14 protein-coding genes and 1 pseudogene are annotated in these 12,594 nt (G+C 63.3%); 11 read left to right on the forward strand and 4 right to left on the reverse strand.

Annotation, left to right across the window (positions count from 1 at the left end; all coding sequences use genetic code 11):
- The 5 genes from AC1MCD_RS04895 (at window position 1) to AC1MCD_RS04915 (ending at window position 4,219) form a co-directional block, all read left to right on the forward strand.
- A complete protein-coding gene (locus AC1MCD_RS04895; RefSeq protein ID WP_498676374.1) occupies window positions 1-144 on the forward strand; it encodes an MFS transporter small subunit in 144 nt (47 codons plus the stop codon).
- A 66-nt stretch (window positions 145-210) separates the two neighbouring features.
- The gene (locus AC1MCD_RS04900) at window positions 211-1,491 is read left to right on the forward strand and encodes an alpha-hydroxy acid oxidase (protein ID WP_498676377.1); all 1,281 of its coding nucleotides are present in this window, start codon (window positions 211-213) and stop codon (window positions 1,489-1,491) included.
- Window positions 1,492-1,505: 14 nt separating this feature from the next.
- Window positions 1,506-2,411 carry an ABC transporter substrate-binding protein gene (locus AC1MCD_RS04905; RefSeq protein WP_498676379.1) on the forward strand — a complete coding sequence of 302 codons (906 nt, stop codon included), beginning with the start codon at window positions 1,506-1,508 and terminating at the stop codon, window positions 2,409-2,411.
- Window positions 2,412-2,417: 6 nt separating this feature from the next.
- The gene (locus AC1MCD_RS04910; protein WP_498676380.1) at window positions 2,418-3,455 is read left to right on the forward strand and encodes an amino acid ABC transporter permease; all 1,038 of its coding nucleotides are present in this window, start codon (window positions 2,418-2,420) and stop codon (window positions 3,453-3,455) included.
- A complete protein-coding gene (locus AC1MCD_RS04915; protein ID WP_498676382.1) occupies window positions 3,452-4,219 on the forward strand; it encodes an amino acid ABC transporter ATP-binding protein in 768 nt (255 codons plus the stop codon). Before AC1MCD_RS04910 ends, AC1MCD_RS04915 begins: the two co-directional genes overlap by 4 nt.
- Before the next feature lie 84 nt (window positions 4,220-4,303).
- Here the strand turns inward: AC1MCD_RS04915 and AC1MCD_RS04920 are convergent, their stop codons facing one another.
- Both AC1MCD_RS04920 and AC1MCD_RS04925 read right to left on the reverse strand, forming a co-directional pair.
- On the reverse strand, window positions 4,304-5,197 hold the full coding sequence (locus AC1MCD_RS04920) for a potassium channel family protein (protein ID WP_498676384.1): 894 nt from the start codon (window positions 5,195-5,197) through the stop codon (window positions 4,304-4,306).
- Between the two features lie 133 nt (window positions 5,198-5,330).
- The gene (locus AC1MCD_RS04925; protein ID WP_498676386.1) at window positions 5,331-6,398 is read right to left on the reverse strand and encodes a glycerophosphodiester phosphodiesterase family protein; all 1,068 of its coding nucleotides are present in this window, start codon (window positions 6,396-6,398) and stop codon (window positions 5,331-5,333) included.
- Window positions 6,399-6,560: 162 nt separating this feature from the next.
- Between AC1MCD_RS04925 and AC1MCD_RS04930 the strand changes: the two genes are divergently transcribed.
- Together AC1MCD_RS04930 and AC1MCD_RS04935 are read left to right on the forward strand one after the other, a co-directional pair.
- Window positions 6,561-6,809 (forward strand): toxin HicA, encoded by a 249-nt coding sequence (locus tag AC1MCD_RS04930; RefSeq protein ID WP_498676388.1) that lies wholly within the window; start codon window positions 6,561-6,563, stop codon window positions 6,807-6,809.
- Window positions 6,810-7,178, forward strand: a complete 369-nt coding sequence (locus tag AC1MCD_RS04935) for a type II toxin-antitoxin system HicB family antitoxin (RefSeq protein ID WP_498676392.1) — start codon at window positions 6,810-6,812, stop codon at window positions 7,176-7,178.
- A gap of 27 nt (window positions 7,179-7,205) precedes the next feature.
- Here the strand turns inward: AC1MCD_RS04935 and AC1MCD_RS04940 are convergent.
- Window positions 7,206-7,636, reverse strand: a pseudogene (locus AC1MCD_RS04940) (diacylglycerol kinase); the annotation flags it as partial.
- A gap of 210 nt (window positions 7,637-7,846) precedes the next feature.
- Entirely contained in the window at window positions 7,847-8,779 is a 933-nt protein-coding gene (locus AC1MCD_RS04945) for a LysR family transcriptional regulator (protein ID WP_498676394.1), read from the reverse strand.
- Window positions 8,780-8,864: 85 nt separating this feature from the next.
- On the opposite strand from AC1MCD_RS04945, the gene hisD reads away from it, so the two are divergent.
- From hisD to AC1MCD_RS04965, 4 genes are all read left to right on the forward strand, one after another.
- Window positions 8,865-10,181: a histidinol dehydrogenase gene (hisD, locus tag AC1MCD_RS04950; RefSeq protein ID WP_498676395.1), complete on the forward strand. Its 1,317-nt coding sequence runs from the start codon at window positions 8,865-8,867 to the stop codon at window positions 10,179-10,181.
- 28 nt (window positions 10,182-10,209) lie between these two features.
- Window positions 10,210-11,022 carry a substrate-binding periplasmic protein gene (locus AC1MCD_RS04955; RefSeq protein WP_498676396.1) on the forward strand — a complete coding sequence of 271 codons (813 nt, stop codon included), beginning with the start codon at window positions 10,210-10,212 and terminating at the stop codon, window positions 11,020-11,022.
- Window positions 11,023-11,107: 85 nt separating this feature from the next.
- A complete protein-coding gene (locus tag AC1MCD_RS04960) occupies window positions 11,108-11,761 on the forward strand; it encodes an amino acid ABC transporter permease (RefSeq protein ID WP_498676398.1) in 654 nt (217 codons plus the stop codon).
- Window positions 11,754-12,590 carry an amino acid ABC transporter ATP-binding protein gene (locus tag AC1MCD_RS04965; RefSeq protein WP_498676400.1) on the forward strand — a complete coding sequence of 279 codons (837 nt, stop codon included), beginning with the start codon at window positions 11,754-11,756 and terminating at the stop codon, window positions 12,588-12,590. Before AC1MCD_RS04960 ends, AC1MCD_RS04965 begins: the two co-directional genes overlap by 8 nt.
- The last annotated feature ends 4 nt before the right edge of the window (window positions 12,591-12,594 follow it).

The raw sequence follows: 12,594 nt of genomic DNA on the forward strand, positions 1-12,594 counted from the left end.
ATGAGCACAGCACACACTCCCGGCGCACACCCGCCTGTGAAAGCGTCCAACGGAAGACTGGCCGTGGCCTGGGCCCTCGTCGGGGTGCCGCTGGCCTACGGGGTCTACGAAACCCTGACACGGGTGGCGGCGCTGTTCGGCTGAGCCAACACGCCCGGACAAGGCCGCCTCCTACACTGAGCCTAGAACGTACGCAGGGGAAGGCCATCAGTGAAAATCAGCGAAGCCAGGGAACTCATCCAGGTCAAAGCCCCCGTACTCTCCCGGCGGCGCCGGGTGCTGGCCAACGCCTTCAACGTGGACGAGTACCGGAAGGCGGCCCAGAGGGTCCTGCCGGCGGGAATTTTTGACTACCTCGACGGCGGCTCCGAGGACGAGGTCACGCTCCGGCGCAACCGTGCCGTCTTCGACTCCTGGGCGCTCATGCCCACCTGGGGGCCGGTGTCCGGGCCCGACACCAGCACCGTCCTGCTCGGCAAGCCCAGCGCCCTGCCCCTGACTTTGACGCCCACCGGCGCAACCCGGATGTTCCATCCCGAAGGCGAGTCCGCCGTCGCGGCTGCCGCCGAAAGTGCCCGTATCCCTTACGGACTCGCGGGCCTCAGCACCGTGCCCATGGAAACCATTGCCAGGAACCACCCCGCCCTGGACCGCTGGTTCAACTTCGGGCTCGGCGCGGACGCCCAGGCCGCCAAGGACAAACTGGCCCGCTGCGAAGCCGCCGGATTCAGCACACTGATCATCGGCGTCGACACCCGGGCGCTCGGGTCAAGGGAACGGGACCTCCAAAACGGGTTCACTGCCCCTCCCGCACTGACGCTTTCAACCATCGCGGACATCGCCCGGCGGCCGTCCTGGTGGATCAACTTCCTGAAGTCGGACGGGATCAGTTTCCCCAACCTGGATCCGCGCAGCCCCGCAGCCACCTCGATGGTCACCCCGTCCATGTGGCAGCACATCCTGGGCCATTCGGATGCGACCAGCGGGTGGAAGGAACTCGAAGATCTGCGCCAGGCGTGGGGCGGCAAGATCGTGCTCAAGGGCTGCGTCAATCCGGCCGATGTCGAAAAGGCGGCCCGCATCGGCCTGGACGCCGTCCAGCTCAGCAACCATGGCGGCCGCCAACTCGACCACATGCTCAGCCCGATGGATGTGCTGCAGGAATCGCGCCAGCGGGTGGGTGACTCGCTGGAGATTTATGTCGACTCGGGGATCCGGCGCGGCAGCGACATCCTCAAGGCGCTGGCGCTGGGAGCCGATGCCTGCTCCATCGGCAGGGCGTACCTCTATGGCCTGGTGGCAGCCGGCACGCCGGGCGTGGAACGCATCATCGGCATCCTGGAGGAGGAACTCAGGCGTACCATGACGCTGGTAGGCGTTTCTAGCATTCCTGAGCTGAAAGCCCGGGGTGGGGAGATCCTGCGTGACATCCGCTCTTCCGGCGAAATTCTTGAAAAAACGAAGTCAGGCACGAACCAGAAGAATCTCTGAAAGCTAAGGAAGCCATGCGCACCCGATACATACTCCCCGTCCTCACTGTAGTCACGGCGCTCGCCCTCTCCGGTTGCGTGGACAACAGCCAACCTGCCGCCACCGGCTCGGCGTCGGGATCCGCAGGCGACGCTGTTGACGTCAAAAAGAACGACGACGTCGCCGCGATGCTCCCGGAGAAAATCAAGAGCGCCGGCGTGCTGAACGTCGGCATGGCCAACAACTACCCGCCCAACGAGTTCAAGGACGATAACGGTGCGCCGGCGGGCTGGTCGGTTGACCTCACCAACGCCCTGGGCAAGGTGATGGGCGTGAAGGTCAACTTCGACATCGGCACCTTCGACAACATCCTGCCTGCCGTGCGCGCGGGCAAGGATGACATGGGAATGTCCTCGTTCACGGACACCCTGGAACGTGAAAAGCAGGTGGACTTCGTCAACTACTACTCTGCCGGTATCCAGTGGGCCACCGCCAAGGGCAAGACCGTTGACCCCAACAACGCCTGCGGACTCAAAGTGGCCGTGCAGGCAACCACGTACGAGGACACCGATGAAGTGCCCAAGAAGTCAAAGGCCTGCACCGACGCCGGCAAGCCCGCCATCGAGATCTTCCGGTTCGACGCGCAGGACCAGGCAACAAACGCCCTGGCGGTGGGCCAGGTGGACGCCATGAGCGCCGATTCGCCGGTGACCCTTTACGCGATCTCCAAGACCAAGGACAAGCTGCAGACCGCGGGCGACGCCTTCGAGGTGGCCCCGTACGGCATCCCCGTGGCCAAGGGCAGCGACTTCACGCCCGCCCTGCAGAAGGCGCTGCAGACACTGATCGATGACGGTTCGTACAACAAGATCCTGTCCAAGTGGGGAGTGGAGTCCGGCGGAGTCAAGACGGCCGCCCTCAACGTGGCAGCCAAGGGGTAAGCGATCATGAGCGCGCCGGAATCCGACAGGCTTGAGTCGGGCCCCGACAGGGGGCCGCGGACCGGCAGCGGGAGCGCCGGGGACGACGCGCCGCCCGAGACGATCGTCGCGATTCCGCTGCGCCACCCCTGGCGGATCCTGGTTGCCGTGCTCTTGGTGCTCGGGCTGGCGGTGTTTGTGCTGGACGCCGCCCAGCGCCCGGACTACGGCTGGGCGGACGTGGGCAAGTTCATCTTCGACCGCCGGATCAGCCATGCGGCATGGGTGACGCTGTCCCTGACCGTCTACGCGATGATCGGGGCGATCGTCATCGGCCTGGTGCTGGCCATCATGCGCCTCTCACCCAACCCGGTGCTGAAGAACGTTGCTTGGCTGTACATCTGGATCTTCCGCGGGACCCCGGTCTACGTGCAGCTGGTCTTCTGGGGCCTGGTGTCCCTGATCTATCCGGTGTTCACCCTGGGCATTCCGTTCATGCAGCCGTGGGTCACCATCCCGAACGGGATCTTCACCAACCTTTTCATCACCGCCGTGATCGGGCTGGGCCTGAACGAGGCAGCGTACATGTCCGAGATCGTGCGTGCCGGACTGTTGTCCGTGGACCGCGGCCAGGAGGAAGCGGGCACGGCCCTGGCCCTGTCGTGGGGCCAGACCATGCGGTTCGTGGTGGTCCCGCAGGCCATGAAGATCATCATTCCGCCCACCGGCAACGAGGTGATCTCGATGCTGAAGACCACGTCACTGGTGGCCGCAATCCCCTTGAGCATCGACCTGTACGGGGTGTCCCGCGGCATTTCCGCGGTGACGTTCACGCCCGTCCCGCTGCTGATTGTGGCGTCCCTCTGGTACCTGCTCTTCACATCGGTCCTGATGGTGGGGCAGCACTTCATTGAAAAGCGGTTCTCCCGCGGCACCGGGCGGGCCAGCAGCAGCAAGCAGAGGACGACGTCGGAACTTCCGGCGGCGGGCGCGGCGCCGGCGGTTCCCGGGGAGCCCGGCACACCGGGTGCCCCGCTCGGCAATGATTTTGGAGGAAAAGGATGACGGGTGTGCCGATGGTGCTGGCCGAGAAGGTCTCCAAGAATTTCGGCACGAACAGGGTGCTGCGCGGCATCAGCCTGGAGGTTGGCCGCGGCCAGGTGCTCTGCATCGTCGGGCCCAGCGGCTCGGGCAAGTCGACGTTCCTGCGCTGCATCAACCACCTGGAACGCGTCGACGGCGGCCGGCTTTCCGTGGACGGCCAGCTGGTTGGCTACCGTCAAAAGGGGGAAAAGCTGTACGAACTGAAGCTCTCCGAAGCGGCGTTCCAGCGCCGGGAAATCGGGATGGTGTTCCAGCGGTTCAACCTGTTTCCGCACCTGACGGCCTTGGAGAACATCGTCCTTGCCCCGATGCGAGTGAAAGGCCTGTCCAAGGCGAAGGCCACCGCCCGGGCCAAAGAACTGCTGGAGCGCGTGGGGATGGGGGACAAGGGGGACGCCTACCCGGCGCACCTGTCCGGCGGGCAGCAGCAGCGGGTGGCCATTGCCCGCGCCCTGGCCATGGACCCGAAGCTGATGCTCTTCGACGAGCCCACCAGTGCCCTGGACCCGGAACTGGTGGGGGAGGTGCTGGAGGTGATGAAGGAACTGGCCAAGAGCGGCATGACCATGCTGGTGGTCACCCACGAGATGGGCTTCGCCCGCGAAGTGGCGGACACCCTGGTGTTTATGGACGAGGGCGTGGTGGTGGAGGCCGGCCCGCCCCGGCAGGTCCTCAGCAATCCGCAGCACGAGCGGACCAAGGAGTTCCTTTCAAAGGTTCTCTGACGGCGGCTGCGCGGCCGCCAGGATCCGCTCGCCCAGAACCCGCGTGCAAGGCAACGGACCGGCGCCGCGGGTGCCGGATGCCGGCTATTTTGCGCCCGGATCCCCGCGCCGCACGTGCCGGTGGTGCAGCTCGTAGCTGTCGAACACATCGGCGGATGTGGTTCCTGCGTGGCCGAATTTGCCGCGCAGGACCTCCGCGAGTCCTTCGAGGGCCGCGTGGAGCATCCGTCCGGCGAACTGCAGTTCAGCGTTCTCGCTGCGTTGCGCCTGGGATGCCAGCTGCTGGGCGTAGGCCACCGTGGCCGGCAGGGAACCGCGCTGCTCAATTTCACGGAAGTAGTAGGTTTCGTGGAACGCGAGGAGGTCTATGCTCACCGAAGCCACGTTGCCGGCTATTGACTCCAATAGCCCGGCCGCATGGCCTGGGTTCAGAGCCAGTAGGCCGGCCGGGCCTGCAGCTTCCCTGAACAGGTTCAGCTGGTGGGCAAGGGCCCGGCGACGGTTCAGGGCCGGGAACGTCTGCAGGATCCAGGTGACCGTTGCTGTCAGCAACCCGAATCCGGTGACGGCCTGGAGGGCAACAACCAGTCTGAGTACCGGATGAGCTGCCACGATATCGCCGAACCCCACCGTGGAAAGCGTGACCAGGGAGATGTAGAGGGCTTCGGCGAAGTCGGCCCGCAGCGGAACCCCTGCACCGTAAATAAAACCGTCCGTCAGATGGGGCAGGTAGAGCAGGGCCCAGCCGACGGCCGCCAAGCTTGCCCAGGCACCGATGACGGCGGCCATCGCCAGGGGCGCTGCGATGAAGGTGCCCCGGCCCCGCAGTTTCCTGGACACCAGCCAGAATCCGCGCATGATCGCCCGGCCCAGGGGGCCGGAACCGTGCGGGTAAAGGAGCGTACGAAAGACGTCCACCAGCATCAGCAGAACCAGCCCGGCGCCCAAGACCGTCCAGAGCGTGTCCTCGAAGTCCATTCCTCATCTTAGGAGCGGTACGGCGCGGAATCGTGTGCGTGTTTGGACTTGTTGTCCCAGCGGCGCCGGGCGGCAGCTTCGAAAAGCTGCCGCCCGGCCGCGAACACTAGGCCGCGGACTGTAGGCCCGCGAGTTAGCCCTTGACCTCGTAGGCTTTGGGCAGCTTGAGACCCCGCTCCTCCATGAGGGTGCGCAGGCGGGTGGGGTAGTCGGTGATGATGCCGTCCACGCCCAGGTCCATCAGGCGCGCCATGTCGGCGGTGGTGTTGACGGTCCACGGGATGACGGGCAGGCCCAGGTCATGGGCTTCGGCGATCATCGCAGGGGTGACGGAGCGGAACGTGGGGGAGACGACGTCGTACCCCTGGGCGGCTGCCGCCTTGGGTAGCGAGCCCTCGTAGTCGTCGATGTCGATTCCGCCCAGGTTGGGGCTGGCGCCGGGCTGGCCCACGCCCATCCACGCGTCGCCGCTGGAGAGCGCCACCAGCGGAAGCTCGGGCGCGATCTCCTTGGTGAGGTTCAGTGAGGACCAGTCGAAGGACTGCACGGTGGTGCGGTCCGCCATGCCGGAGGCCTGGATCTCAGCGACCACGGCGCGGGTGAGGGACTCCATGCCGGCGCCGCCGATCTCGCTGTCATTGACCTTGGTCTCGACGTTGAAGCGGACCTTCGCGGCGTTGGTGTCGCGGACCAGCTGGTAGACGTCCTTGAGCTCGGCGATCCGGTTGCCTTCGATGACGTCCTGTTCCGGGTAGCCGGGCAGCTGCGTGTAACCGCAGTTCAGCGTCTTGATCTGCGCTAGGGACAGCTCGGCCACGCGGTCGCCCACGTACGGGAACTCTGGGTCGCCGGTGGTGGCGGGTACGGTGTCGACGCACTTGTTGGCCTGGATGGTGTCGTCGTGCCAGACGATCACCTTGCCGTCGTCGGTCAGGTGGGTGTCCAGCTCGAGGGTGGTCACGCCCAGCTTCAGGGAGTTGGAGAAAGCGGTGAGGGACTCTTCGGTCCATTCGCCGCGACCGCCGCGGTGGCTCTGCAGGTCGAAGGAGCCGTTGCGCTCGTTCAACTTGAGCGCGGAGGTGGCAGCGCCTGCGGCGTTCGACGACGGCGTGCCGGCACCGTTCTCCGGTGCGGCGACGGCGGGGCTCGCCATAGTGGCGATGAGGGCGGCAGCTGCCGCGGCAGTCAGGACTTGGCGCATGGGTGGTTTCCTCCTGGGTGACGGGAACCGGTTGTTGGCCGGCGACCCGTCCACCGTAGGGAGGTGAGGTTGCGTGCTTGGTGCGGTGAGTTGGAGGGGAGGTTAACGGCTTGCGCCGCCTGCGCTCTTGAGAAATGGTGCCAAAAATGGCACCATGGTTATGTGGCGAGCATCGAGAAGATCGAACAGCAAGCTAGAAAACCACCTGAGAATGTCTCGTATAGCGACATGCTCAAACTTTGCGCTCACTACTTTGGCGAACCTAGGTCGGGCTCCGGGAGCCACAACGCGATATTCAGAATGCCCTGGGCGGGGGATCCCAGAATCAATCTGCAAAACAAGAACGGCAAGGCTAAGCCGTATCAGGTGAAACAAGCTATAGCCGCCATTGATAGGACCAAGGAGAAGTAGATGTCCACTCGAAAAGCGGCAGCCGTTCCGTCCCCGGTTGTGCAGTACCGGTACTCGGTGCAGTGGTCACCGGAGGACCAGGAGTTCGTTGCAACTGTCCTTGAGTTCCCTTCGCTGTCATGGCTGGATGAGGATCAGTTCGAGGCGCTCCGCGGCATTGAACGTTTGGTGTCCGATGTCATCGATGAACTTACGCAGTCAGGCGAGTCAGTGCCTCAGCCAATTTCCACCCAGAAATTTAGTGGCAGGCTCAACCTTCGGGTACCTCCCGAACTTCATCGCAAATTGGCAATCGAGGCTGCCAATCACGGGGTTCCCCTAAACAAATACGCCACTGAGTTGTTGACGGCATTAGGGGGCGTTCACTGAATGCGAACGGCCGCTTCACGTGGACGGCTAGTTCGCGGCGCCCGGTCCGTCGAAGACCGCGCTGGTGCTGCTCTGGGGCACCACCACGTGGACGGCGTTGCGCTGGACGGTGAAGTCGGCCGGCGTGGTGGCGGCGATCTCGCCGTCGTGATTCACCGGCAGCGGCGGCTCGGTGACCAGCCGGACGTGTCGGGTGGTCAGGTGGTACACCCGGTCGTGTTCGATGAAGCTTCCGTCCTTGAGTAAGCGTGCGATACTCACGTGCTCCCGGAGCGGTCCGGCCACGATGGCGTAGATGTCAAGGATGTGGTCGTCGATCCCTGCGGTGGGGGAGACCGTGTTGCCGCCGCCGTAATGCCGGCCGTTGCCGACGGCCACCTGAAGCAGGTCCCCGAGCTCCATCGGCTCGTGGTCCCCTCCGGGAATTCGAGGCGGGCCCGGAACGGCTTGTGCCAGGCACATGAGAATGTCAATCTGACTTGAGCCCGCCTGGGGTGAAAGTGCAGTCTGATCGGGGCCCACCTAATAGTCAACCTGATTCAAAGCCGGTGTGACGACCCGATCCATGACCCCCACGACTTCGCTGACCAGCGCCAGCGAATGATCGAGTCGTTGAGGCTGACGCTCTTTGTTCCTCCCCTTTCTTCGGACCAAATCGCCGCCCTTTGTCAATTCCGAATCTGCCGGCGGACGTTCTGTTCCGGGTCAACCTTGGCCAGCAGGGTGCGCTCGGCCATCTGCGCCATTTTTCGTGTCGCTGGCGAGAGATACGATGCTTCACGCTGGATGAGGGCAATGGTGTCGTACAGGGGTTCGGCAAAAGGAACTGCTTTGATGTTTTTCGGGAATCCGGCTCCATTGACGATCGCTTGGGGAACGAAGGTGTCCGCGGCTCCGGCGGCCACGAGCCCAAGGGCGGTATCGACGTGCTCCACTTCAATTGCGGGATCGATTTTGAGGCCCTTGAGCCTGGCGCGCTCCAAAATCTGCCGGCGCGTGGGGTCCCGCCAACCGGCAAAAGCGTCGTAGAGCACCAGCTTTGACGCCGCGAGCTCCTGCATGGTCATGGGACCCTGTGACGGATCGCGCGTGGCCGAGACGTAAAAAACCTGGTCCCGGAAGAGCGGCCTTACCTGCAGTCCCGTTTCGACCACAGGAAGAACGATGAGCCCTGCCTCGATCTCCCCGGACGCCACGGATTCAGCCACAGCGACGGAGTTCAGGCCCACCAGGCGCACTTTTACCTTGGGATACCGCCGGTGGAATCGCTGGACGAGGTCCGCGAGATCGTAGTGCGCTCCGTACCGCAGCACTCCGAAGGTGCATACGCCTCCTTCCAGGGAGGACATGGATTTCAAGGCTTCCACCCCGTTGTCAAACGACGTCACAGATCGCTGTGCGTGCTGCTGCAATTCCACGGCAGCCGTAGTGGGGATGAGACGGCGCCCTCCGCGGGTAAAAAGGCTGTGGGCCAGCTCCTGTTCGAGCCTGTTGATGAGCTCTGAGACGGAAGCTTGGCTTGTTTCCAACTTTCGTGCGGCCGCGGTAAAGGAACCAAGCTCATAGGCGGCCAGAAAGGCCCGGAGCTGCGCCAGTGTCATGCCCCCAGCCTATAGGGCGACCCTATGACTGGCATATGGAAAGGCCCCATTGTGCTATGCCTCCGGGGCGCGTACGTTGTGACCCATGCAACTAGCTGAACGTGACAGGGCATACATTCGGGGGAACTTCACCACGCTGAAGAGTCCAGCTGTAGGGGGCGTCCCCGCCCAGCGACTGCCAGAAGTCATTGAAACCGTTTCGGTCATGCTCGGCGACATAGAGAGAAACGGGATCGACGCCGTCGTCAAATACTCACGGCAACTCGACGCCTGGTCCGGTCAAAGCCTGGAGGTCAGCCCGGAAGACCTGGCCAAGACGGGGGACTCACTGTCCGCCGAGTTACGTGAGGCCCTCATGGCCAGTGCCGAGCGGACCCGGCTGTTCGCCGTCGAGCAGCGCGAACACCTGACGGATTTCGAAACCGAACTCCTCCCCGGGGTTTTCACAGGACAAAAGTACGTTCCTGTTGCCAGAGTGGGGGCCTACCTGCCGGCGGGCAGGTTCCCCATCCTCGCCAGTGCCTTCATGACCGTGGGGGTTGCCAAAGCCGCGGGCGTTCCCAGCGTCGTCGCCTGTACCCCGCCCACGGGACCCGGCGGGCACCCGGCCGTACTCTACGCCGCCTACCTCGCTGGCGTTGACCGGGCGTTTACCGTGGGCGGCGTACAGGCGATGGCGGCGATGGCCTTCGGCCTGCTGGGTGAGCAGCCCGCGGATATTCTGGTGGGCGCAGGCAACGCCTACGTAACTGAGGCCAAACGCCAGCTGTTCGGGCGCGTCGGCATTGATCTCCTTGCGGGCCCCTCCGAAGTTGCGGTGATCGCTGACGAAACAGCGGATGCGGAGCTTGTGGCTGCGGACCTTCTTGGCCAAGCCGAACACGGACCGCAATCACCGGCATCCCTGGTGACCACATCCCAGGAGTTCGGCGAGGAGGTCATGCGGCATATCAGCAAGCAGCTGCGGACGCTGGACACCCGGGATATCGCCGGCCCGGCGTGGCGGGACTACGGCACCGTTTATGTCGCCGAGGACCGCGCGACGGCGGTGCAGATCATGGACTTGCTGGCGCCGGAACACCTCGAGATTCAAACGTCCGACGATTCCTACTACCATGCGAACCTGCAAAACTACGGCTCCATCTTCCTGGGTCCGTGGTCGACGGTTGCCTACTCAGACAAGGGCACCTCAGGCACCAACCATGTCCTGCCCACTGGTGGCGGTGCCCGGTCCTCGGCAGGGCTCTCGGTATCCCGCTTCCTGAAACCGCTGACGTTTCAGCGGGTCGAAAAAGCCGCCACTCCGCGCCTGGCCAACTACGTGGCAACGATCTCCGGATTCGAAGGCATGGAGGCTCACAAGGCCACTGCTACCCTGCGGCTCGACCGCTTCAACCGATAAAAACCATCACTAACGAAGGCACTTCACGATGAACAAAAATATGCTCCGCAAGCGGTTTGCTGCATTGGTGCCTATGGGCGTAGCTGTCGCCCTGGCCATGACCGCTTGCGGCTCAGGAAGCGGCGGCGGGTCCAGCACCGGAGGGGCCGAACAAAAGACCATTACCATCGCCACCTCCAACGACGCCCCCTTCTCCTACACCGACCAGGCCACCGGTGAACTCAAAGGCATCGACGGGGAAATGATCAACGCCATCGCCGCGGCGAAGGGATGGAAGGTCAAAGTCTTCACCTCGGAGTTCGCCACGCTGATTGCGGCGCTGAACGCGAAGAAGGCCGACGTCATCGTGGATGCGATGTACATCACCGACGATCGCAAGAAGGAGATCAACTTCACCGAGCCCTGGTACACCGAGGGTGAAGCCATGGTGGTTCCCGCAGATTCCACTTTGGCCTCGCGCGACGACGTCAAGGGCAAGGTGCTCGGCGCTCAGACCGGCACGGTATTCAAGGACCTCGTGGACAGCCTCGGCGGAAGCCAGGTCAAGCTCTTCGACTCGCAGGCGGCCCTGCTCGCAGCAGTGGAAAACAAACAGGTCGACGCCGTGTTTACGGACAGCGCTGTCATCGGTTACAGCCTCGTCCAGAAACCGAACCCCAAGCTTAAGCTCGTCGACCCCTATAAGCCGTTCTACCCGGGCACCATCGGAGCCGGAGTGCGCAAGGATGATACGCAGCTGCTGCAGGACCTGAACTCGGGACTGACCGAGCTCAAGAATTCACCCAAGTACCTTGAGATCCTCAAGAAGTACGGCCTCGGTGAAGCCAACATGGTCAAGTAGATTTCAACTCACGCAGGGCCGGCGGGCATTCGCTAATCCCGCGGCTCCGCCGGCCCTGCCCGACCCTTGACTTAGGGATTCCTTCATGGACTTCATCACCAACACGCTCGCCGTGTTCCCTGCCCTGCTTGTTGCCGTGCCCGTTGTCGTCCAACTTGCCCTCGGCGCCATGGCGCTGGCGCTAGTCCTCGGCCTCCTGATTGCCTTGGCGCGGATCTCCAACATCAAAATCCTCCGCGGAATAGCCACCTTCTACCTCGAGGTGATCCGTGGAACCCCGCTGCTGGTGCAGTTGGTCTACATCTTCTTCGTGCTTCCCAGCATTGGGGTGTCCATCGAACCGGTTCCGGCCGGCATCCTGGGCCTGGGCCTGAACTACGCCGCCTATCTCTCAGAAGTTTTCCGCTCTGCCATCCTGTCCGTGGAACACGGCCAAACCGAGGCCGCCCTCTCGCTCGGATACACACCCACCAAAACCCTTTGGAAAGTGGTCATTCCGCAGTCATTCGTCGTTTCCATGGGGCCAATCGGCAACTACTTCATCGCGATGATCAAGGACACCGCGCTGACCTCGGTGATCGCCGTGACCGAGATCCTGAAAACAGCCAACATCCTCAACAGCCAGACCTTCCAGACCACGGCCATCTATACCGCCGCGGCCATTCTCTATTTGATTATCAGCCTGCCGCTTTCGCGCATCGTGGTAGTGCTTGAACGAAAGGCCCGGGCCAATGGCTGACGACACCATCATCGAGGTCCGCGACGTCCACAAAACTTTCGTCTCGGAAACAAAGCGGACGCTATGGAGCCGACTAACGGGCCGCCCCCACGTGGAAAAACGGGTGGAAGTGCTCAAGGGCGTGGACCTGGTGGTCCACCGCGGCGAAACCATCGCGATCCTGGGGTCCAGCGGATCCGGTAAGAGCACCCTGCTGCGCTGTATCAACAAACTGGAAACCATCGAAGCCGGGCGGATCTACGTCAACGGGCACCTGATCGGCTACGAAGAACGCGACGGCGGACTGATCGCCGAAAAAGCCTCGATTACCGCCCAAAAGCGCACCGACATCGGGTTCGTCTTTCAACACTTTAACCTGTTCCTCAACAAGACGGCCCTGGGCAACGTCATGGCCCCGTTGCGGGACGTGAAAAAGCTCTCCGCCTCAGAGGCCCGCGATGTAGCCGTCCCCAACCTCGAAATGGTGGGACTAGGCGACAAGATGGAGAACTACCCCAGCAAGCTCTCCGGCGGCCAAAAGCAGCGCGTTGCTATCGCCCGTGCCCTCGCCATGGAACCCAGCGTCATGCTCTTCGACGAGCCCACATCGGCACTGGACCCGGAACTGGTGGGCGAAGTCCTCTCCGTCATCAAGAAAATCGCCCAGCAGGGAACCACCATGGTCATCGTCACCCACGAAATGCAGTTCGCCCGGGAAATTGCCGACCGAATTGTTGTCATGGACCAGGGAATCATCGTCGAGGAGGGCCCACCAAGCCAGATCTTCACTACGCCGCAGCACCCGAAGACCCGGGCACTGTTGAGCCGTTCCGGAATCCTGCCGGCCTAAAGGT

It is taken from the genome of Arthrobacter sp. BF1, assembly GCF_056680215.1.